The 22,768-nt window shown below is 37.5% G+C and carries 22 protein-coding genes; 7 read left to right on the forward strand and 15 right to left on the reverse strand.

From position 1 onward, the window contains the following. The 6 genes from ACYZUM_RS03355 to ACYZUM_RS03380 all read right to left on the reverse strand — a co-directional run bounded on the left by ACYZUM_RS03355 (position 1) and on the right by ACYZUM_RS03380 (position 7,759). The gene (locus ACYZUM_RS03355) at positions 1-438 is read right to left on the reverse strand and encodes a LexA family protein (protein ID WP_473061239.1); all 438 of its coding nucleotides are present in this window, start codon (positions 436-438) and stop codon (positions 1-3) included. Between the two features lie 120 nt (positions 439-558). Further along, complete coding sequence (locus ACYZUM_RS03360; RefSeq protein WP_473061240.1) at positions 559-1,020, reverse strand: hypothetical protein; 462 nt, start codon at positions 1,018-1,020, stop codon at positions 559-561. Between the two features lie 367 nt (positions 1,021-1,387). Further along, positions 1,388-1,840, reverse strand: coding sequence for a hypothetical protein (locus ACYZUM_RS03365; protein ID WP_473061241.1), 453 nt, complete (start codon positions 1,838-1,840; stop codon positions 1,388-1,390). Between the two features lie 332 nt (positions 1,841-2,172). Beyond that, on the reverse strand, positions 2,173-4,488 hold the full coding sequence (locus tag ACYZUM_RS03370) for a hypothetical protein (protein WP_473061242.1): 2,316 nt from the start codon (positions 4,486-4,488) through the stop codon (positions 2,173-2,175). A gap of 105 nt (positions 4,489-4,593) precedes the next feature. After that, entirely contained in the window at positions 4,594-7,569 is a 2,976-nt protein-coding gene (locus tag ACYZUM_RS03375; protein ID WP_473061243.1) for a hypothetical protein, read from the reverse strand. After that, positions 7,556-7,759: a hypothetical protein gene (locus tag ACYZUM_RS03380; protein WP_473061244.1), complete on the reverse strand. Its 204-nt coding sequence runs from the start codon at positions 7,757-7,759 to the stop codon at positions 7,556-7,558. Before ACYZUM_RS03380 ends, ACYZUM_RS03375 begins: the two co-directional genes overlap by 14 nt. An 805-nt stretch (positions 7,760-8,564) precedes the next feature. Between ACYZUM_RS03380 and ACYZUM_RS03385 the strand changes: the two genes are divergently transcribed. From ACYZUM_RS03385 to ACYZUM_RS03400, 4 genes are read left to right on the forward strand one after another with little or no spacing between them, the layout of a single operon-like run. Continuing rightward, positions 8,565-8,873, forward strand: coding sequence for a hypothetical protein (locus tag ACYZUM_RS03385; protein ID WP_473061245.1), 309 nt, complete (start codon positions 8,565-8,567; stop codon positions 8,871-8,873). Then, entirely contained in the window at positions 8,874-9,899 is a 1,026-nt protein-coding gene (locus ACYZUM_RS03390; protein WP_473061246.1) for a hypothetical protein, read from the forward strand. Positions 9,900-9,920: 21 nt separating this feature from the next. Next, positions 9,921-11,969, forward strand: a complete 2,049-nt coding sequence (locus ACYZUM_RS03395; protein ID WP_473061247.1) for a hypothetical protein — start codon at positions 9,921-9,923, stop codon at positions 11,967-11,969. A 19-nt stretch (positions 11,970-11,988) separates the two neighbouring features. Continuing rightward, on the forward strand, positions 11,989-13,215 hold the full coding sequence (locus ACYZUM_RS03400) for a hypothetical protein (protein ID WP_473061248.1): 1,227 nt from the start codon (positions 11,989-11,991) through the stop codon (positions 13,213-13,215). Between the two features lie 301 nt (positions 13,216-13,516). On the opposite strand, the gene ACYZUM_RS03405 is transcribed toward ACYZUM_RS03400, so the two are convergent. Genes ACYZUM_RS03405 through ACYZUM_RS03425 form a run of 5 tightly spaced genes read right to left on the reverse strand, consistent with a single transcriptional unit; the run spans position 13,517 to position 17,569 of the window. Then, positions 13,517-13,798 carry a hypothetical protein gene (locus tag ACYZUM_RS03405; protein WP_473061249.1) on the reverse strand — a complete coding sequence of 94 codons (282 nt, stop codon included), beginning with the start codon at positions 13,796-13,798 and terminating at the stop codon, positions 13,517-13,519. A gap of 28 nt (positions 13,799-13,826) precedes the next feature. Further along, positions 13,827-14,780 carry a hypothetical protein gene (locus tag ACYZUM_RS03410; protein WP_473061250.1) on the reverse strand — a complete coding sequence of 318 codons (954 nt, stop codon included), beginning with the start codon at positions 14,778-14,780 and terminating at the stop codon, positions 13,827-13,829. Between the two features lie 51 nt (positions 14,781-14,831). After that, on the reverse strand, positions 14,832-15,359 hold the full coding sequence (locus tag ACYZUM_RS03415) for a hypothetical protein (RefSeq protein ID WP_473061251.1): 528 nt from the start codon (positions 15,357-15,359) through the stop codon (positions 14,832-14,834). Position 15,360: 1 nt separating this feature from the next. Then, positions 15,361-17,040, reverse strand: coding sequence for a hypothetical protein (locus tag ACYZUM_RS03420; protein WP_473061252.1), 1,680 nt, complete (start codon positions 17,038-17,040; stop codon positions 15,361-15,363). Positions 17,041-17,050: 10 nt separating this feature from the next. Further along, the gene (locus tag ACYZUM_RS03425) at positions 17,051-17,569 is read right to left on the reverse strand and encodes a hypothetical protein (protein WP_473061253.1); all 519 of its coding nucleotides are present in this window, start codon (positions 17,567-17,569) and stop codon (positions 17,051-17,053) included. A gap of 240 nt (positions 17,570-17,809) precedes the next feature. Here ACYZUM_RS03425 and ACYZUM_RS03430 point away from each other — a divergent pair, with 240 nt between their 5' ends. The 3 genes from ACYZUM_RS03430 to ACYZUM_RS03440 all read left to right on the forward strand — a co-directional run bounded on the left by ACYZUM_RS03430 (position 17,810) and on the right by ACYZUM_RS03440 (position 19,854). Next, positions 17,810-18,574, forward strand: coding sequence for a hypothetical protein (locus ACYZUM_RS03430; protein WP_473061254.1), 765 nt, complete (start codon positions 17,810-17,812; stop codon positions 18,572-18,574). A 693-nt stretch (positions 18,575-19,267) separates the two neighbouring features. Next, positions 19,268-19,444 (forward strand): hypothetical protein, encoded by a 177-nt coding sequence (locus tag ACYZUM_RS03435; protein ID WP_473061255.1) that lies wholly within the window; start codon positions 19,268-19,270, stop codon positions 19,442-19,444. Between the two features lie 32 nt (positions 19,445-19,476). Further along, a complete protein-coding gene (locus tag ACYZUM_RS03440) occupies positions 19,477-19,854 on the forward strand; it encodes a hypothetical protein (protein WP_473061256.1) in 378 nt (125 codons plus the stop codon). 49 nt (positions 19,855-19,903) lie between these two features. On the opposite strand, the gene ACYZUM_RS03445 is transcribed toward ACYZUM_RS03440, so the two are convergent. From ACYZUM_RS03445 to ACYZUM_RS03460, 4 genes are all read right to left on the reverse strand, one after another. Continuing rightward, complete coding sequence (locus ACYZUM_RS03445) at positions 19,904-20,410, reverse strand: hypothetical protein (protein WP_473061257.1); 507 nt, start codon at positions 20,408-20,410, stop codon at positions 19,904-19,906. Between the two features lie 20 nt (positions 20,411-20,430). Then, positions 20,431-20,985 (reverse strand): hypothetical protein, encoded by a 555-nt coding sequence (locus ACYZUM_RS03450; protein ID WP_473061258.1) that lies wholly within the window; start codon positions 20,983-20,985, stop codon positions 20,431-20,433. Between the two features lie 108 nt (positions 20,986-21,093). Further along, positions 21,094-22,089, reverse strand: a complete 996-nt coding sequence (locus ACYZUM_RS03455; protein ID WP_473061259.1) for a hypothetical protein — start codon at positions 22,087-22,089, stop codon at positions 21,094-21,096. Between the two features lie 79 nt (positions 22,090-22,168). Next, complete coding sequence (locus tag ACYZUM_RS03460; protein WP_473061260.1) at positions 22,169-22,765, reverse strand: hypothetical protein; 597 nt, start codon at positions 22,763-22,765, stop codon at positions 22,169-22,171. Between the last annotated feature and the right edge of the window lie 3 nt (positions 22,766-22,768).

The following is a 22,768-nucleotide window of genomic DNA, read 5'->3' on the forward strand; positions in this document are numbered from 1 at the left end:
TTAAAATATTTGCTGGTGGAGGTTGTGCGTAATCACGCCCCAGATTTGTTTTTCTGAATGATTATCTGATTCTTCTTCATAGATTGGCTTTTCCGATTCAACCGGGCTTCTAAAAAAACCAAATCCATTTTTGTCTATTTCGTATTTCATGACTTTAAAATCAGCGTCAATAACAGCGACGATTAAAGATCCACTTTTTGGATTTATGGCTTTGTCTACGATTAAAACGTCATTAGTGTGTACGCCATGACCCTCTAGGCGGTAGTCAGCAGCACGCATGAAGAACACAGAAGGACTACCCACGTTGGCAAGGTCATCGAGGCTCAGGGGATTCATGTAGTAGTCATCAGCCGGGGAGCTAAAGCCAGTTGTCTTGCAGTGGTTAGGCACAGCCGGGGCTGGCTCAGACGTGCGGAATGGGGGCTTCATGCGGTTCATAGCGGTGACTACGTTGTACTGTATGGGCGTACAGTATGTGCAGAACACGCAGGAACAGGCAAGGCTGGCCGACAAAACGACAAAACCCGCACTAGGCGGGTCTGTAGAGAGGGGAGGGCTTTATCTGGTGATAGCTATGAACGTCCCCAAGCAAATCAAAGCAGCAACAAACAGAAGGATTCCGAAGACGTTTTGACGACGCTTATTGCTCTGTAGGTTTCGGTCTATTTTGGCACCTGCACCACGTAGAAAGATGCTGACCAAACCAATAGCTAGCGGGATAGCAGCAACGACAGACACCAACGCTAAAGTAGCTTTATTGAGTTCGCTGATAGGCACGTAGAAATAATTCGCTCCAGCCGCTGCAATTATTGCCATTAGGTAGAAAAGAACCTCATATCCCAATGGATTTTTATCTCTCCTTACGGCTGCAATACCGCAGCCAATAACAAGAAAGATGAACAGATTCAAAACAAGATTCATCAAGAAATCCATAGACGTATGATAGTACGCATTGAAAGCTGTGATGAATGCAAAAACAACGATGAAATCTTTTGGAAAGTATTTTAATAATTTTAACATTGGTAAATCTCCTTTTTGGTTTTATGAATTGTCAATCCATAGGGATAGATTACCATTTATTTTTTATATGTAAATAAGGCTCCGCAAAATTTATTATAATGCTATACCACATTGGAGACATTGGAGACATTGGGGACATTGGGGACAAAAAGCAATTCTGGTAGGGATTGGTAAAGCTTTGTTCTGTTTGAAATATAAGACTGGCGTTTACAGGTTTTGCTTTGCAGAAAGGGGAAATGTGGTAATAGTGTGTCGCTAAACGCTGAAAGAATAGAACTAACCAAGTGCATTCATGCACACCAGAAGTTTTTAAAGGGCGTAAAAAGGCCCACGGTTAGGTGGGCTGATTCATAATTTCTCAAAATTATCATCTGGTATTCGCTGTAATATTAGAATCTAAAGTGGTTTTTGTGAAAATCACAGGTTCTTCATTTATTTGTGCAATTGAAAGTTTGTCTTTCCCTATTGGCTTGATAATAACAGTAAAGAAACAATAGTTTTTATAGGGTGTACTAAATTCATTCTCACAATTACCATTTTCATCAACGAGTTCAGGAGCATTACCAGCCGTAGTATATTGCATGGTGTATGCCTCACCAGATTTTTCAATATTGTATGCGGTAATGGAATACATACCTAGCGCCACATTTTCCGGGCTTACATAAAAAGAAATTTCCTTACCTTTAATGTCTCCAACGTAGAAACCAATCAGTTCTGGGTTTGTCTTGTAAACCTCCAACGCTGGTGGTTTTGCTGCAAAGGCACTAAAGCTGGTGAAAGCTGAAATTGCAATTATTAACTTTAATACGTGTTTGCTCATTTTAAACTCCTTTTTCAATTATCGTCTTCAAAGTATGCTTCAAACAATCCAGTGTGTGTATAGATAGCTAGAAGGGTATTATTTATGGTTACATAAGCTGCACTACTTGCAATGATGAACAGGGGAATACTTACGAACTTATAATTATCAAAATCTATGTTCATCCAATGCATTGGATAGGCAATACATGCGGCTCCTATCAAAAACGATAGAAGCAGAATCGTTAACCAAAAAACTGCTTTACAATTCTCCATTTCTAAAGGCTCCGCAATATTTATAATTATATATTAGCATCACTATAATAAGATGCAAGAGATGTTTTTAAATAAATTTTAGAAGTATGGTTTTGTCCAATATTTAAATTTACTGTACCAGCCCATTGTATTTTCTTGAACTGCTCTATCTTCTGTTTCGTCCCTATTAGTTCTCATGATTTTCAAGAAGAAAATGTTTGTAAAGAATTCCGGGGCAACAACCAATATGAAAGAACTCAAAGTCCAAGACACAGCAATAGCACCAATTTTTAAAAGGTCGTCTACATTTAAAAATAAAGTGCCTTCAATATTTTGTTCTACAGTGAAAGAAATAGTTTCGTACATAGTGTGAGCAAATAACCAACTGCATAAGAGAGCTATACACCAAGCTATCGTGTAAACAGCACGCTCCAAAGCGAGCGTAGTTAAATCATGTTTTATTCCATCCGCAGCGTTTCTTGTTTGAGATAAACCTTCATCATCAAAGCGACTAGTGACAAGCAGGTTGCATAAATGTGCATCGCCAACAAGGAAAGTTTTAAATAGCTTCAACATGTGAGCAAGTTTTTTACCAAAAAATATAAGGTTGTGTAGAAAAATCGTGATGAAGACAATCAAGACTATAGCGAATATTACGAAATTCCAAAATGGGGAGACATTCATCCAAATGGCTTTAACGTGAGGACTCACTAATGTAGCAGCCATCATTCCCCATTTTATATTATTCGCAACGTTTAAATGACTGAATGCGACGTTCTGCATATTTCCTAAATCAGCCATATTGGTGTTTCTGCAATTTAAAACGCTTTTGAAGCATTCGCCATTTTTCGGATTTATGAAAACAGCTAAGGAATTATTTTTTGTGTAAATTGGAGTGTTGATTAATTGATTTAAGGCTACGTCATTTTTAGCAATGTAAAAACTTTCGCTATTGGTTTGCCCTTGCTCAAAAAGTTCTTTATTTGAATCATCACGCTCTTGCTGATTGTAAACAACTGTGTATTGCTCAAAATATGCTAAGAAATCCATGTACGAAGGGCTTTTAAGAGTAGCTACAGTTATTGAGAATGGTAAGGCTGCACCAGATAGCGTCTTGACAACGTTGATCATTTCTTTAGCAGTCTGAGTGTCTGATTTGGCAATTTCAATTTTTCGTAGAGAATACAAATCATTAAATATTGCGATAATTAATTTATCTTTCTTAGCTCTTATGCTATTGAAATCCAATGCTTCTGTTAACAGCTTTGAATATCGTCCATCAGACGCAACAGTTCCATTCTTTATATCTAGACATGATCTAAGATTGGCTACAGTGTTTACGTTGCTTTCTTTGTTGTTAACGCAATCGTAAGCGATAATATCAGACATTATTTCATTCGCTTCTTTTGCATGTGAAGCTATTGCAATAGTCGCTTGTTCGCTAATATTTGGAATATGACCACAATCAAGTGAAAACGTACCATCAGTCAAATTACTATAAGCTTTATTGAACGTTTCAGAAATTCCGTCATACGCTCTGCCACCTCTACCAGCTAAATTTGTCTGTGAAGGTACATTGAAATAGTCCAGAACCGTTTGGGATGAAGATGCAATAAGGCGCTGTCTTTCCGTTTCACTAAGAGTGAAGATCAGATTATTTCTGTTGGTAAGCTCACATTTTTTTCCTAATAAATAATTGTTTACTATATTTTGCTCAATAATCGTTAACGCATTATTTCTAACTACTGGATTTATTTTGTCAATATTATCAGAGGTGAACGTTGCAAATAGGTTGGGTAGAAGCATCAGCGTTATGGCTTGCTCATGTAGCATTGCAAACATTGATAACGTGACCAACACGCCGCGATAAACAGAAATATCAAGTCCGGGTATTGGTAAGCATAATAAAAGCACCACAAAGCTTACAGCAGTCTTGGGCATTGTGATCCACTGAAAATCTCTACCGCTTTTATCGTTTACTTTTTTATTGTACTCAGCATAGAAATTTATAATGAACATACAGGCAGCAAAGAAAAAAACAAAAATATCAACAGATGTCCAAAATGTAGAAAGAGTTTTGATGGGGCCATTACTAATTGATTCTATATTGTCATCTGGTTTTATCTGGAACTGTTTCTCGTTTAAATAGTAAAGATCGTAAACCAAATATATAAACTTTGTCTGCGCAAATATACTTAGAATTTTTGCGTCCAATGAATCAGAGAAAATTTCGGCCCTACAGCTTTTTGCAGCGCTGTGTTCAACAAAAGATCTGGAACCATTCTTGATTTCAGAAAATTGCTGTATCCAGTCTGCACAATATGTTGAGTTGGTAGTTTTTTCTTCTGCAAATGAGATATTTGCTATGCCAATAGTCAAAGCAATCAAGAGAAAGAGTTTGTAGAATCTAGTCATATTGTTTTTGTTGTTATATTTAATTATTATAATGCTAAAAGAATATAATGCAAATTGAAAGACGAGAAAAAAGCCGCTAAGCAGCTTTCTTTTTATGGTTCTAGATCACCTTCTTTTGTACTGTTCAATTTTAGATTTTAAATCCTTAACTTTTTTAGCAGCTTCATCCCTAACGTATGCACCAGTAGCGGCAGCAGCAGCAGTGGACATAGTATCGTGGTGTGTATACTGAGCTTCTTGAGGCGATATGATATATCTGATTGAAGCGTCAATACCTTTCAACATTTTCAAAATAATTATTATCGTTAAGGAGCTTTGAAGCGGAATCAATATATAAATGGTTTGACCAAACAATAAACCAAGCACAGCATTCATTTTCGATTTTACCATTAAGAATATGTCGCATAAAGCAGCCCATAGAATTGCGTCTACGATTGTATATAATGACATGAAAAGGTTTGGGAAGGCGGCTGCGAAACATGCAGAGTAGGTTATTAATAAACCACTTCTTGCAAACATTTCATGGCCTGTATTGTCTTTCTTAAAAGCACCAATCACGTAAGCAATTGATAATCGTATAAAGCTGAAATAAATCCAGATCAGGAAATTCACGAATAGTAGTATTGATTCTATTATCACGTAAATTATAAATCCTGCTAACAATGCTTGTGCCAATAACATATAGTAATAAACTTCTGATAAAAGGCCGCAGATTGTGAAGACAACCTTAGCCATTTTGCCGCCGAATTTTATTACATTGTTGAATATGTCACCTAAAACACCACCGATCATTTGACTAGCACCATCGGCAACGCCATCGACCAGATCACCTACTTTTGAAATAGCATAAAGACCTACGAACATTTGAATTGAAAAGCTAATGCTTTCTGTATTGCCTCTAAAGGTCATAACGAATGTGTTGCTTCCATTAAAGCAAAGTTTGTTTCTTAAAACAGAGCATTCTGAAAGTCTTCTGATTATGTTTTCTGAACCATTCATACCCTTCATCATATTGGTACTAGTGGTGCTTCCAGAAGTCAAAGCTGTTTCTATATATTTGATAATGACATTTGGGTCAATTTCATTTTCGTCACTCTTAAAATCTTGTAAAGGTGTTTCTACACCTGAGATGGTGGAACCTCCATTATTCAAATGTTTGCCTAATCTGTAATTTTGTAAAGATACAGCAGCTAAAGCCTCTTGCGCAGGGTTATTTTTCTCAGAAACAACGTTCCAATTTAAATAATTGCTAGGTGAATTCCATGGGTGTTTGCTGACTACAGATGGTGAAATGTCAGCAGCAGAATCATACATATCACTTGCATTGTTACTATCAGTGATTAGAAGCCTAGTGAGCCTCATCACTGGGCCATATTTAGCTTTGTCATCAACCGTTAAATCTGTTTCATTCTGCATATAGTAATCATGAAGCTCCAAAGCTAAACCAAGCTCAACATGATCGAGGTAAGAAGCCACTAAATTATTTTCTGTTAAAACTATTTTCTGAGCTTCTACTATATCTCTGGGAGTAGTAGCGCCATTGAACACTAATCCGTTCTTTTCAAAGCTAAAACATTCAACATTTAGTGTTGACATCTTTCCACTTTCATCAGTGAAAGGCGTTGAAGAAATAGAGTTTACTTGTGAGGCAATTCTTTGACCATTTTCTTTCAGTGGGCAGTATTGCTTAATAATATTAGCAGCTTGTTTTAGCGCTGACTTATAAAGCTCGGTAGTGCTATTTATTCCATCCTTGTTCTTTCCATAATGTGCGTCTCTACATTCCATCATCACCTGATAATAAATAGCAGCTTTGCTTTTGTTGAGGGTTTTAGAAAGGGACTTAATTTCGTCCAAGGAAGATTTCTTACACTGTGCATACATTGATCTCATTATGGATTCGTTTCTAAGACTTGCAATATCAATTGCAACGCCATCATTTACCTTTTTAGTTATTTCAGAATAAACGTTGCTACCCCTAAAGGCGTTAACAGCATTATTAGAAAATTGTGGAGAGTATTTTGTTTTTGTTTCTATATAATTTTCAATTGTGGATTGATTCTCCGTATAGTTTTTGCTTGTGAAGTATTTGGATTCTGGCTCAAGCGTTGGGAAATTTATTTCACCAAGTGAAGAATCAGTGTATCCGTATACATTGTCCCTATACATATATTTTTCGCCACTGCATTTTGTTACATGCGAAAACTTAATACTAGTGTTTTGCGTAAGTCCACCAAAGACAAATTTGTAAACGGAATTATCATTTGTCAAAATGTAATTTGGCTTGATAACGTTGCACGAAGTTATTCGGGAAATGAAGTCTTGAAAAGTCAGCTCATTTTCAAATATTGAGGTGTAACTTTTGCTAGCATAATCTTTGCTAAAAGAACCAAACGCCAAAGAGTCCACATATCTTGTGGTGATTATATCTTGCATGGCTATAGCAGTAAGATTGTTGCTGTTATTAATGTTTTTAATGCTTGAAAATTTCTGTAGCGGATCTTTATTTATGGCCGCTAAATCAGCTTCATAATCTATCTTGTTGGCTGTGTATGTTGCCAATGCACCGAAGTAGCTCATTGCCAAATAGTTCAGGTTTGTGTTAGTGAGCGAGAAGGACAAAGCAAAACCTATGCAAGCTGATATTGCTCCCTTCGCACTTCTCCAAATTCTTTGACCATTTGCGTCTCCACCATTTCTATTGTCAACAAAATATCCTACGAAACAAATGACAAATAATACAAAACAGATAATTGCAATTATGTAAGTGATTGCATCTAAAGAAGCTTTCAGAGTGTCAGCATTTTTAGTGCTGTTGCTCATTCTTGTCCCACCTTCACTGAAAGCATTGTAGAGCTTAGGATCTATGTCCTTTTCATTTACAGATTCGTTTCTCATTGTGCTAATGACGTTCTCAGCACACATACCGAACTTATCGCTAGTTACCTGTTTTTTAACTCCCCCAATTTCAACTTCTTGGACACCACAAGGCACATCAGATTTACTTTGCGCTGCTATTGTTGAGCTTGAAGATACTGCTAGAACAAATACAAATGCTGATAGAAATTTATAGAGTGTCATTATTCAACACTCCCTTTTTTGCTAGGCGTTTGATTCTTATATTATTGGCAATTTCTTGCTTCAATTCCTTTTCGAGAATTTCTATTTCCACAAGGTTCTTCTTGTATTGAATTTCTTCTTCGCTATCTGCTATTGAGGCTTTATTTTCTGTAGGAACATTTATTGTTTTTCTCTTGAGTAAGCCTTTCACAAATATTTGCGCCATGTAGGTAATACAAACGTACATGACACAGAGCATGAGTGTTAAAAACCAGTCTGACCCCTTCATAAAGAAGTGGAAAAATATTATTACTGCTATGCCATATCGGATTGATTCAAGTAGACAGACAAACAATCTATCAACGCTCCATTTGAAAACCTTTTTTGGCGTTAAAGTCTGTAAGTCATTTAGAAGTTTGTTTAGTGGAGACATGATTTATAAATTTGTTAGTATAAATATTATAATCATATAAAAAGCATTAAATCAAATAACCCAAACAAATAAAAACCAGAAAAGAAAAAGCTTTCAATCTCAGGGTTGGTATTTCACTTTATTTAAAGATTATTTGGTGTGAAAAACCCAAAAGTGCGCAAGCACGCAAATGCAAAAAAAGGACGTTGTGCGGAAGCACGCAGCACCATAAAAACGCCCAAGTGCGTAAGCACGCAACCCCCTTAAAAAGACGTTGTGCAGAAGCACGCACCTATCTAAAAACACCATTGTGCAGAAGCACGCAAGCCAAAAATGGTGCAGAAGCACGCAATTCTGACGGCCTCATATTATCTTGAATAAATAAGAAAGCTTTATATGCCAGATATACGCCTATGCGTGCTTACGCACCAGTAGGCGGCAAAAGCTCCGCTGTTTGTGTTGTTAGTTTAGATTCCTCATATTTGTATTTTGATTTCATAAGTTATCTATTTGACTTATTTTTTAGATATAGTAATTTTAAATTAATCAAGCACAATAATATTGCTGGTTAATTTTATAAAACTAAAAACTAAAGGAGTTGATTATGAAGTCATTAAGAGATTTAAAAAATGAGATTGAAAAGCTAGAGTCAGAAAGAAAATCCTTAGCTGAACCAAACGTGGATATTCGCAAATATCCAGAACTGAGTGGTGCGCAAATCTTGAAGCTTAGAAAAGAAGAAAGCGTTGTTGTCAGCAACAAATTGAAGAAGCTCAGAGCAGAGCTTAAGAACCTAACGGACAAAGAAGAAGAACAAGAGTTTTTGAAAAACCTAAAAGCTTTGGGTTACACCTTTGATGAAGTGATTGCGAAGCTCAAAGGAAGCTCTGTAGCCACCCCAGAAGGAGTTTAAATGACAGACACCAATCTTTCTCAAGGCTCACAGATACACAGCCTAAAACCAGCTCCAGCGGCCTTGCATACAGAAGCGCAGAAGGTCGAGGACGAACCTCTGTTCAACCTTTCCACACGTATGGATCTACTCAGTAAAGAAGTAGCAACGGAAGCCCCAGTGAAAGCGCCAGAGTCAAAGCATACGAGCTTGAAGGTAACGTTTACCGGGCCTGAGTTAAGAGCTTTCAAAGTGCTCTCAGAAAGCCTAGAGGTATCAGACAATACCCTGATAGCTCACGCCATTTCCGGTCAGCCGATTGACCTAGCAAAATGCAGGAGAGAGAAAAGAATTACGACTACAGCCATTGAGAAAATCATGCTCAATTCTAGGTCTAATTTCGCACAACTTGAGGCTTTCATAAAAGACAGCAGCAACAAAATTTCAGAGCAGAGAAGGGCACGAATTGAGTTAGCCCTAAGAAAAATATCAGAAGCTTTTTATAAAATTATCGAACGTAGTAATAAGACGGTTGAGGTTTTGGATTTGGCCGTCACCAACAAAGATTATGCTCAAGCTTTGGAGTTATACAGGGCGGAAAATATTAATGCTGTTTTGAAATTTCATGAGGTGAAGAAAAATAGAGCATTGAACCAGCACCGCAAAAAGCTAAACAAGAAGATCGATGAAAGCCGCTCTGTAGAAATTAATACAAACTCAAAAAATTACAGAGTCGATAGAGCAGCAGCGGAACGATTCAAGGAATCAAAAAATACGGCTTTTGGTAAAAGAAGCTTAGTGTCACAAGGGTTAGTATCGTGTTTTGAAAATCTTCAATTAATGAGTGTCGTGTATCAAGAAGCAACGACCTTTCATAGAAAACTGTTGATTGCCTTGAATGAGTTGAACAGCCATTTTAAAAGCAGAACAATTTCTATGGCAGTAGATACAGACAATGAGAGTTTGATTGAAAAAGAGTTTAAAGAAATAACTCTAAAGCTCCAAGCGGTCTACAATATTTTGATTGAAAATATTCCTAAAATATAACAACAAAAATACAGGAGAATCATGTTTATAAAAGAAGAAGGAGACAAGATTACAAAAAGAGCAGTGTTAGGGAAATGGCTTTATGAGCTGTATCAAGCTCAGGGTGAAAAGGGCACTAACTACGACGACGAAACCATCATCAAACGTGTCACAGGTTTTGAACATTGTGAGTCTTTAATACCGATTCCACGCTTCTATGTTGGCTGTGACCACGACAAGTATAAAGAAGATTGTTTGCAGGCTCTTTCACGCCTTTATGACGTTATGGAATCAAGACAAAACAAGCTTGTGATTCAGAAAAATAAGAATCCAAACTACAAAACTAACCCTTTAAAATTTCAAGGCTTGAAGGATTTTACGGCCTCATTCACAAACGAAGAATTAGAAAATCTTGGAGCTGATACACCAGCGCAAAAACGATTGGTTATGAAAAGATTAGTCAACGAATATTTTAAGCATTTAACTGACAATGCTGGTATGGATTTGGTTATTGCAACACACGTCTATAAAGATAAAACCTCAGACTGCCATATCAAGTGTATTCGATTCGATAAGCGCGGAATGGTTTTCAATGAACACAATTTGCACAATCGAATGATGGATTCGTTAATCTACATGCACAATAAAAAAGGGTACAAAGGGAAATTGATTAGGCCGAAAAATCTTAGAGAGACTATCCCGCACAAAAGAGCAAAAGAAGAATTGACGGAAGCTCAGAAGCTAGAAATATCTAGAAGAATACTCGCACTAAATCCCAAATGGATTAACGACATAAAGGACGATGAAATAGAAGTTTTTTTACAGATGAAATCAGGTCAAAGAACGGCTGTTGATTATACAAAAAGGAAATATATCCAAGCTAAAGACCAGATCAACAGTCTTCACATCGAGTTCAAAGGATACAAGTTCTATTCCAACATTCTAACACCAGAAGCTGACAGACGTTTACAGTTGATTCTTGAAGCTGAAAAGCTTATGGAGAAAAAGGGGATTGATCTTTATTCGATCAAAGAGAAGCTGCAAAACAATTTCAACACCTGCACCAGCTTTGAAGATTTTACAACAAAAAGCTTAGAAGACGGCATTAGGGTATTGCCCGTTACTAGCAAAGATAAAAGCACAAACCAAACACGTATAACAGGTTTTGTGATTCACCCAATCGGATTAAGTAAAGAGCTTAAATTATCCTTGTTTGATATTGATTTATTCAAGCGTTATGGTTTAGACAAATTCAATCAGAATGATATGAATCGTGTCTTAAATGAAGGTATCAAGCACAGAGAATCATATGCTCAATTCACAGAAGGGGAAATGAAATTAAAATTTGGTGAAACGATAGATGCAAAACTTGCTGCACTCAGGGACGCCCAAGCAGAAAAATATTTAGGTACTTTTTCGCAAATTGGAAATGTCTATACTTTCAAAAACTCTCATACACCAAGCTTTGTATTCGATGAGAAAAGCGGTAGCGCAACCCTCCATAAAATGAACACAAGTTCTATTCATGGCTTAGGTTCTTTGTTTGTTAAAAATGGTTCTATTGAGCTTCTTGTATCGGGGGTAAGCCGTGCAGAGGTAGAAGAAATTTACATGATATTTGGTTTGGTAAAAGGCATAACTGTACGCAATCATCACATTGATGAAAAAATGAAATCAAAATTAAACGTGGCTATTTTAGAGAAAGCGATGAAGCAGCACAAAATAGAGCTTGGAAGGCTTGAATTTAAGATTAAGAACAACAATGGCAAGCCGGTAACATCTATCAATATTATGCCAATTTACGCGGAAAATAAAACGGTTCTTACATATGAAAGCGTTTGGATGATGTTAGACACTGTTGCAAAAATGAACATCGATTTAAAGAAAATCTCCAGTCAGGTATTTGTCGATAATGAAAAATATCTTAAAGAGAGATTTTCAAACAATAAAATAGTTTTAGAGTATGTACAAACTAGAATCAATAGACATAGCCAAGACCTTGAAACAAAGTCAAAAGCCTATGAGGAATTGAAGCATAAGGCCAATAGCGCTAATTTTGTTAAGCAGAATAAAAATGATATAATTAAATAACAACAATAAAGGAGATATGATGAAAGCACCAAAATTAACACAGTTATTCAAAGCAATAAAAGGATTCAAGTTTAATGCTCAAGCAGAAGAATTTGAAACAGAGGAAGAAGAGGTAGGCTACATATCAAACGTGCCGTTTGATGGTGAAGATTACACGCAAGACACCCCAAAAAAGAATACTGTTCATAAGATTTACGATGAATACACAGTAGACGAAAGAGCTTTGTTTCAAGAGCAGTATGAGCAAATGCTTAAAGAAGGCAATTTCAAATACGGTAGATTCACCAAAAAACTAGGCGGCAAAGAACTGGCTAAAGATTTTATTATAGGCGGCGCTCTCTACAAAATGTTGAAGGACGGGGAGGGCATAGAACACCCTGTGTTTGCTTCTCGTTTCAATGCATATACGAACAAAGTCACATTCAGCAAGAGCACTGAATTAGATCAGGAGACATTGAAGATTGCTTTTCTCAGTCTCATGAAAGATGGTAAGCGCCCTTTCTATTTGAATAGAACTATCAAAGCACCTGAAACCATTGCAGACCAGCAAGCGTATTTTGCAGCGGCCTACAAGGCAGCTATGAGCCTCAATATTCCTCATGACGAAATCAAGCTACCCAGAAAATTTGCTGCATTCAAGGAGCATTTAAGACAGGAATCAAAAATCACAACTGAAAAACCTGATTCAAGCTATGACGAAGACTTAAGCAATCACCCAGCTTTAGATGACGAAGCACCAGTAAGTGAAAAACTTGAAACTCAAGCTCAAGAGATAATTCAACCAAAGCCAGAAAATGACGCAAAGGAAAAAGCAGAGCTAAGCATCAAAGAAAATCCAAACCATATGTTCCTTTTCAGAACCAGAGACGATGAAAATGGGGAACCAAAATATTTAGCGTTCCTCACTCCAGAATCTAAAAACGATTTAGAGTCTATGAAAAAAGGCTTTGCGCATATTGTCAAAGATCAACCTGAATTAATTCCACAAATCAAAGGGGTTTATAGAGCGGCAGGGTATGAAGAAAACCTTCAAGACATTCTTAAGAAGGAAGACAACTGTTTAGAAGGCTACAAGCTTTTGAGAGACATTCAGAATGGTGTAGTGAACCTTAACGCTAAACCAGCTAAGGAAATGATTGATGAAACAAATATCGTCCCAATCAAAAAGCCAGAAGCTGATAGCCCTACGCCAAAAGAGAATGAAACCAAACCTAAGACAAGATCCACAGCGAAGCCTAAGCGTTAAGAAATTAAGCTCCTACACAGGGGCTTTTTTTAGCAAAAAAAACCCACGCTTGGGGCCGTGGGCTGAAAAACACTTGGAGAAGTGTATGTGTGCATCATATCACCGTTACCCCTGTATGACTGTCCCCAATGTCCCCAATGTCCCCTATAGCCCTATGAGGGCACACTGTCCCCTTTGTCCCCACATGGGGACACTATCCCCAATAGGCCCATTAGCCCCCGGCATAGATCGATCTGGCGAGCGAGCGCAGGCATTACAAGCTCCAGCTCTACCCAAGGCTCTCACAGAGCCACCAGACGTTTTAATCACCACCAGCCGAAAGAGCACACTTGAGAAGCTTGTTCACCGCTTCATCTGTGTTGATAAAGCTGTTTATCCTTCTTCCCAAAGCTAAAGCGTTTCTGGTGTTGAGGTTTGATTCTTTGACCGCCAGAAAATCTAGACCTTCGACACGACGCCTAATAATGACTATCTGAGCAATTTCTGATTCAAATACAATCTCTTTCAGATTTTCTCCCGCGCTCAGCGTTGGCAACCGAATCTGAAAATCCTTAAATTCAATTTCTGGGCTTTTGTTTTCCATAAACAGTCCTTCTCCTAAAGAACTTATTTCAGTTCAGTTTTTTGTCCGCTTGGTAGTTGTTCAAAAACTTAGGATAGATAATGTCGTGCTCAAGGGACAACAGGTTTTGTTCTTCTTCACTTAACTCAATAACTTTCAGAAAGGTTTCTTCGTCTTGTGTTTGTTCAAATAATTCGTCCATGTGTGTTAGATATTTTGCCATCTGCTGATAATCATTACCCACAGCATTAGCCAATGACATGTTAGAATTTAGTCCGAGATCGGTATTGAACGTATTTGAAATCTCATACAATGCAGCAAGCTTAATTCTGTTCAAGAACTTGATTTGCTCAGATTTTTCAAGCGCCACAAAATTATTTGCAAGAAGATCATCAAGAATATACGTACCAATCTTGTTTGTTTCAGCAGGGACTACATTCACACCGTCTTTTGTAATTCTAAAAAACAAGCGATATTCAACGTCGTTTTTTGAATCATTAGCAATGACTTCAATCTGATGGATTCCAGATTTGTAGACCGGCTTACACATGATTTTAGAATTGCTTGTAATCCTCAATAGGTCGTTAAAGCCATTCGATCTTTTGTTGTTTTTGATACCCTCATATAACCTATCCAGCCTTGTAAGAAACTCAGGTAGAAATGAAGTCTCGTATTTTATAGGCGTAAGGTTATAGAGATACAGCGAAAGCCGAAGCCTAACGCTTGGGTTTTCTGATATGTATTTATCTATAGCTCTACCCAACCGCACCCCAGAATCACTGCCAACCAAAGCAAGTACGTTGTAGTTTTCATTGTTGGTATTTGCGTTTTTGCGTGTAACAACAATTTTGTCTATTGGTGATATGAAATATAAGCCGTTCGCTTCGCCAGCGACATACTCTATCTGCAAATCCGATTTATTAAATCCATTTTGCATGGAGTCATTTAGCAAATCTTTAAATCGCTCAGATTCTACTTTCACGGATGGCATTTTTACCTTCATGTTTTCTTAAATCCTTGTTTCTTGAAATTAACTGTTGAGCAGTAGTGGAATTTACTTCCTTGGTTTCCTTTTACTCTTGGCTTTTTTCTTGATGATATTAAAATCTTCATCAACCCTTCCCAACATAATTGCAAGTGGGTATTCTGAGAACGGTATGTCATCAGGTTCATTATCAAAAAGTTTGTAAAAGGCAGTTTCCACCGTTTTTTCGAACTCCTTAAGTTCTTTTTTATTAAATGAGAATGTGTAATCCATACCGTCAGAGCAGTTAACTAAACAGAGAAAAGGATCTGTGATAGGATTTTTTTCTGAATATCTATCTATAAAATACCCTAGTCGCCAAAAGCTTTGCAGAGTAATCAAAGCTTCAAAATCGTTTTTATTCTCTTTGTTTTCAGAGATTAATTGTTCTATCAATTCTTGAACTGGTTGTTCATACCTAACTAAAATATCATTCATAAAGCTATCATCTTTAGCATGGGCTTTTATGAATTTTTCAATGTCATCAATCAAAGCATTACTTTTTATGATTGCTCTGTTACTTCTTGCTGCTGCAATTTCTCTGGTTAATCCTACCATCTCATTCACCTTTTGATTTATTTAAAATAAATTTTGTTTTTGCAATGCTATGAGTAATTGTCGAACCCTCAATAGCATAGATTTTCAAGCCTAGTTCATCTCCAACCACAGAATCCAGATCGGTATAGAACGCAGCTTCAAAGCCTTTTAGCTCGCTCTGAAAAACTGGTGGCGTGACCATATTCCCAAACAAATTGAAGTCCTCACCACAACGCTCAGTAATTTTCAAATATGATGCTAAGCCATGATGATTCATTTGCTGAACTGTTTTGTCATCGACTTTAAGCAGATGGGCACTAAGAATTTCTTTTCCCATTTTTTCTTTGTGACCTAGATTTCCACGAAGAATCTGGGAGTAAATGTTAATGAGGCGTTCATCGTTTTCAGAAATATCGAGACTAAGCAGTTTTAAATTTTTATCTACTGCCATAGCAATAGTTTTTGCTCTATCCACTAATTGAACGATATGAGCGAAAAACTCGTATAGGGGCATTAAATCATGATCTGTATTTTCACCAAAGGGCAACATATTACCATCAAGATTGAACTCAATAATCATCCTTGCTTCAACGTCACGCTTGAGAAAATTCACAGCTTTTAGGAGTTTTGGTAAATGTTCCAAATTAGAAAGCTTTGACCCTATCCATTCAATAGGGTTGAAATTGTAGTCAATCTTAACTTTAAATGTTTCGCTGTTATAAATGTATTTGAAGCTAAACAAGCCGTTGAGACATTCCCCAGCAATGTAGAGGTTTTCCCCAGCTACGTGGAGGTAAGCATCGAACGAAGCTAATTCAAATTCCAGATCGTGTTTCAGAGATTTAAAATAGAGGGTAGACGGCACAACGCTTTTCTGGGGTTCTATTAAGAGAACGCCAGACTGCATGTTTTCTGTAAGCATTTCAAAAAGAGCCGAACCTACAAACTCAAACTCATTTGAGTTTATTTCAATGCTTTCGCCAGTTTCTAGAAACCTTTTCCAACCAGCGTTAGCAATTTTTGCGACGTTATCATTTTTGAAAACAATATTGATTTTGGCGTCATGCCCCTGTTTAACCTTGATTTCATGGGTTACGTGCTTACCTGTCGCCGTAGTGTTGACCTCAAATCTGGGATCGAGCTGGGCTAGGTAATTCTCATAACCAGCCACGAAGCCAGCAAGTGGAGCTCTTGAGTAGTCCCCCATTCCTGTATAGGCGAGTTGCGAAGCAGTGGCGACGGCCTCTATCAGCTTGTTCTGTAGCTCACCCGGTGCCACAGACGCCTTACCAATCAGATCGAGGGCACGCCTGATAGCGTCTCGCTTCCATACATGCAGTAGCTCAACAGTGAAGCGCACTTCATCAGTATCGATGAGCTTGGAGCATGACTGGCACAGCCAGATCCCGTTGTACTCCGATACCCTTACCGACTCAGGCATGTCTGGATCATAGCGCCTAGCACCCGGCCCCGGAGCAGCAGCGGTGATATGAGCGGCCACCCCTATGCTTGAGTAACCTTGTCTGTCCTCTTGGGTAGGCCCGAACGTGGTTACAAGGCAATCAGGATTGGAGCAAATACCACCACACATTCGCTGGAGCTGGTTTTTGACAGGCTGTTTAAAGTTATCCCTTACGGATTCTTCCTTCGGTTTTTTAACCGGCTTTGGTTTTGCTTCTTTTGTAGCAGTTCCCTTTGCCATAACAAAACTCTCAGTATTCTTTTGGCTTTTGGATTGGGTTGTACCCGAGATTGTCAGAGGCAATATCTTCTGCACTCAAAGCTTGGTCATAGAAAAGACTGTGTGAAAGGGTCGCCCCAATAGCGTCTATGTGATCAAAAATTCTGATTGCTTCTGTAATGGTCATGTCAACGCCGTTGACCATGATTGTATTGTTTTCGGATTCGCCATTTTCGATTAAAAATCGTAGTGACTGTGAGGGCTTCATGACATGTCGAATAGCGCTATCAAGGTTACTATCCACATTACCTTCAAAAGTGTCACCATGGTAATCTTCTATTTCAGCGATTATTCTGAGCGCTGACCTAACGTCATTAAACCTTTCTAAATCCATATTCAGTGCGGTATCAGCTATGATTATTTTTGAAAACTCATTAGTAAACTGTGCATAACGTTCATCAGGTTCATCACCGTCTTCATATTGTTCAATGAGCTTTTTCATTTCTTCTTTGAACTGCTGGGCTTCTGCTGTGAAGTTCGTTTTGCTCATGTCATGTCGTCCTTTTACCAGAATGGCTATGCTGGCTTTTTAGCATCCATAGAGATAATTTTCAAGAAATCTATTTGTGATTTTAAAAGCTAATAAATGGCGTTTTTTAAAGTTGTGGAAAAATTATTAAATATAATAAATAAAAAATAGGTTGATGAATAGAAAAAAGGCATCTATTATTCATTTCAACAAAGCAGAAAAGCTTTGAAATCAGAAAGAAAACTCTTGGAGAAATACAGCATGGCTAATCAACAAACTGCACCAGAAGCACAATCTAAAGCCCCAGAAGGCGAGGCTAAGGTAAACTTCAAGAAAGACTATGAAGAAGCCATTACATCGGTTGGTTTGTACCACCCAGCAGCCACAAACACTGGCGAACGTGTTCTTAATCGTCTTCTGAAAGGAACTGTTATCAGCTCGCTTGCTGAAATCAACAAGCAGATCGCAGAAGCAGCAGCGAAGAACGAAGAAGAACTGATGGAAAAGCTGTTCGCTGAAAGGAAGAAACTCAAAGACGCTCAGTCAGAGAATCTGAAATCTCTGAGCACAATTCGTAAGGCCACTCCATTTGATCAAATCCTGATTGCCTATAAGCCTGAAATTGAAGCATTGGCTTATGAACTGGCGCTGGACGTATTGAAATCCACTCACTTGGCTATCAATGCCACCAAGGGCGGCAAGCCAGCTAAAGCCGGTAGCAAGCCAACAGAAGAAAAGGGCACCCGTGAAGCGGCTCAGTACACTGTTAAGAAAGGCGGCGAGAGCATCACCTTCACCAAGCGCCTAGGCCGTGGCGGTGCGAACCTCAAGCAAGACGAAGCCGAGTTCGGTTTCCTCGGTTTCAAGGTCGTCCTGAACGAAGAAAACAAAGAAACCCTTGAGCCAGCAACCATTGAGCTGAATGATGGTAATCACGTACCGGCCACCCGAAACAACATTATCAAGGCAATCGAAGAAAAGAATGCTAAATCGCTGGAAGGCTACACCGCTGAACTGATCAAGTAAGCCCTAAAGGCTCCCCAGACCCCGCCCTAAGAAGCGGGGTTTTTTTGTGCCCGGTGATAAAAGGTAGGGTGACAAAATCCCCTAATGGGGACATTGGGGACACATTCAGATTGACTTGATGAACTGCACTCGGGGGCTGTTGTTGAATACGTACCAAGCGAAATCCTTTGTACCGCCAGATCGGGTTTCATACCCAGCGTCCACCGGGAGGCTTTCATCAGCCTTGTAGAACGTAGGACGGCTTGCCAGCACCAGTACGCCCTGTAGGTGCTGATTCATGACCTGTTCGCCCTTAAATCACTACCAGAGAGGCTTTTAAAGCCGTTAGCTCTTAAGGTCTTAAGTATCTGCCCACAGCCCACGCATGGGTCATAAAAGCGCTCAGACTGGTAGCCATTGCTAATTAACTATTTGCAGAGAGATTGTATTGTCTGGGTTGGTGTTTCCTTAAAAATCAAAATCGTTCTTGGAGTTATTCCTCTTGTTGTTCATATAAAAATAAGTTGTTAGTTCTTATATATTTATCAAGAACAAAAGAAAAGTAAATAGGAATACAATAATATTTATAAGACTTCGCAAAGGGAATTTATAAAAATATTTGATAGGTTGTATTGTAAAAAAGTATAACGAGTTATAATTAAACTACAACAATAATTTGGGGTGTATATGCAAAAAAGCGATTTTGAAAATTTCATGATTGAATTGGTTAAAAAGGAATGTGATGAACATAGAATAGACAAAGATTTAGATATTAGCGAATGCGATTATAGGAGTTTTTTGCTTATCAACAAAGAAGTCTTGCTGGAGGAAAACGCTGATATGTTAAATCTAAAATTTGATAGAGCGGATTTTTTTCTGGTGAAGATATAGATGCTGCGCTAGACATAGAAACGATGCAAACGATGATTGAACAACACCCTGAGTCCGCACGACTCGTGGAATTGTTGACTGATCCGAGAACTGAGGACCGCCTTACCTTTCTCAATACGGGTGAATATATTGCATTAAGATATACAGATCCAGAAGGAACAGAGTATTTAGGTTTTGAACTGTATATTAATGGAGAAGATAAAAATCAGATAATATCATGGGAAATTACAGAAGACCAAAATGGTGAAGGTGAATTTTGTAGTGACAGTTTAGAAGGTTTGTCCAGATTATTAGAAAATATTGAACAGCTCGAAATTAGAAAGCAAAATAAGATTGAATTTTTAAGGGACGAAGCACTTGAAGAAGCAAAAGCTAATGCAAGTAAACCTAAGCATAAACCAAAAATGTAATCGTAATATCCGCAGTGATAAGGCACCTAATAGGTGCCTTTATTTCACCTCAGTAAAAATATCCCGGCCTACCACTGTCGTCTAAGATTTTGACCAATTGTCTTTGATCCGTTTTCTTAACTGATAGCTCACAGGTTGTGGTATCTGCTGTATATCTAATGAGGTTTCCATACTCGCAAAAATCAGCGTCATTGTTCTCTAGGATAAACGTTTCATTGTTTTCGCCAATTATTATTGCCTTGTAGTCATAAGCAAAAAACTTATAATCCTTGAGATAGAATCTAAATTTAATTTTATGTTTTCGTTTCGTCACAAGGTTCTTATACTCAACATTGATCCAAATATTACGTTGCTCAAATTTAAATTTTGTAAAATGAATGAGTTCAGTTTTGAAATCAAAGAAGAATATTACGTTGAAAAGCGAAGGAGCTATAGCTTTCAGGTTTATGAATTTGTATAGAAAATCAACGTAGTAATCAATTGATAAATCAGTCTGTAGGTAAATTGAATCAAAATCTATTGCTTTGTTAGCCAAAAGACTTTCTTTGATTCTCACTTTTAAATATCTGGTATCCATCATTTCGTGAAACTAATGGTGTAGGTATTTTTTGAAAACGCGCCGGTCATGTAATTACTATTCTTGAAATTTGGAGTGAATGACATGCACCAAACACTTGTGTTGTCCATACCACCAGAGCCAGCAGATTTACAAACGTATTTGATATTGTCGCTTGTAGTAATTTCTACGCCCTTAACATGCTTTTCCAATTCTTTATCACGAATATTTAGATAAGCACTAAATTGATTCTCGCTCAGAGTTACAGAAAGAATATTGCTTTGTCTTGCTATGATATTTTGATTTGTGGCTCTAGAAAAACTAGGATCAATTTCATACTCTCTTTCGTCCCCAGCGGTAGCTGTCACAATCATATTTTGGTATGGGCTAATGTCGTAGTCATCCTCTGGCTCAGACGGCTTGTCAGGCACCACAGGGGGCTTAGGCTCTGGGTTGTATTGAGAAGCAAAATGGGTGTCTTCAAGCTTTTGTCTGAATTGATATTCAGCAGCGTTGGCAACTAATGGAATTGCAAAGACAATCGAAAGTATTGTTATTAATTTTATATTGGTCATGATAAATATTGTTATTAGTATAATCATTATATAGGGATTATGCATATAATCAATATAGTTAGCGTAATAAAAAATCCGCACGCGGCGGATTCATCTTCAAACTAAGTTTCACTTATTCATGCTAAATACTGTAGTGCTGTTAGGTACAGCTATAATCCCTTCTCCAACAAAACCTGTGCAAGTAACTAATATCGCAGGCCATACCCCAACTGTCGCTGCTTTTGCTGTAACTTTTGTACAAACTTTAATATTTTGATTTTCTACAGTTATTGAGTGAACTTCATTATTTATTGCGTTTATTAAAAAAGCTTGGTCGTCATTCCAGCTAAGTCCAGTAATATTAAAACTAAGTTGTGTTTCAGAAAGTTTAAAATTTGCAGCGGGATATTTCCACAAGTTACTTTTTTGTGTTATTGCAGAAATAGAAAGCCCATAAGCAGACATACCCTTAAAATCTTTAATGTTTAATGGTTCTGAAATTACTTTCTTTACATTCATGCACGCATTATAAAAAAATGGTGTATCAGCTTTATCAGACGAATATAAATCAGCTTGATATTTGCACAAAGAGGCTTTATCTCTAAAGTGTAACTTTTCAGACGCTCCGTTTTCCCAATTTAGTGGTTTCAGTGGAACAAGCTCTCCAGTTAAAAATTTATTTCCATACTCCATTACTGAGTCGTCCGTTATTTCTCTTCCGAGAAATTTTAAATCACTTTTTGCATATTTGTCAGCAAATTCGTAGATTTCTTTATTTTCAATATCTTGATTAGTTGTAAAACTACGTACACAATAATCAACATTATATTGAAATGTTGCCATTTTTGTATTCTTGAAATAAAGTTCTGCGCTTGAGTATGTCCCTTGAGTGAAATAAACATAGCTTTTTTGATAATATTGCGGATTAGCAAAAGTATACACCTCACAAAATCCTTTAAAATCAATAGGCCCACGCTCAACAGGCTTTTTCGGTTCTTCCTCTGAAACTTCAAATGTTGTTGTAGCGTTTAAAGGTGTTCTGAATTCATATGTAGCAGCGATACTTTGAGTTGAAGCTAAAGCAGCAATGGCAACGACCAGTAATGATTTTGTTAATTTTTTCATTTTTAAAATATTTTGTTAGTATAATCATTATATCGTAAATAAACATATAATCAAATTAGTCAACAAAAATAAACCATTTTTAAGTGGTTATTTTCTTTGGCGTGAAAGCATAGTGTTTTTGGTCATTTCCTTTTTTGTAGAAAAAAGACAATCTCTCCTTTGTCGAAGTATTTATTACTCCAATCGCATAATCACTTTCTGAAATTAGATCTTGCCTAGTAGCATTCAAAATCTCTGGATAATCTTTTTTCATGTCATTTATATCAGTGAACAATATCCACTCTTTGTGATTTTCTCTTGTGGTGACAAACAACCCTGAATGAATCTTTAGCTGATATTCACTAGTTTCATACAAATTCAAGTGGATTGCATTGTTGCTCTTTGTCGCGTCGAATGTTTTATAAATATTGTTGTTGTTCATAGATAAACACAGTGCAGCATTGTGAAACACACCAGATTTTAGGGCTTTGCTGCGAAAAATGTCGATTTCCTGATGACGAAACATTATGTAGTTTTCGGCTTTGCCGTCTGGTATCAAAAACCCTAGCCCTGTGTATACCAGCAATGGATTCAACTCTTGAGATTTGATTGTTTCGTCTATTCTGGCAATGAGTTCTGACATTTCATGTTTGAAGGCTTCATAATCTTGGTTATATGGTTTTTCAGTGGCTATCATATC

It is taken from the genome of Pseudomonas sp. m6p (genome assembly GCF_055760375.1).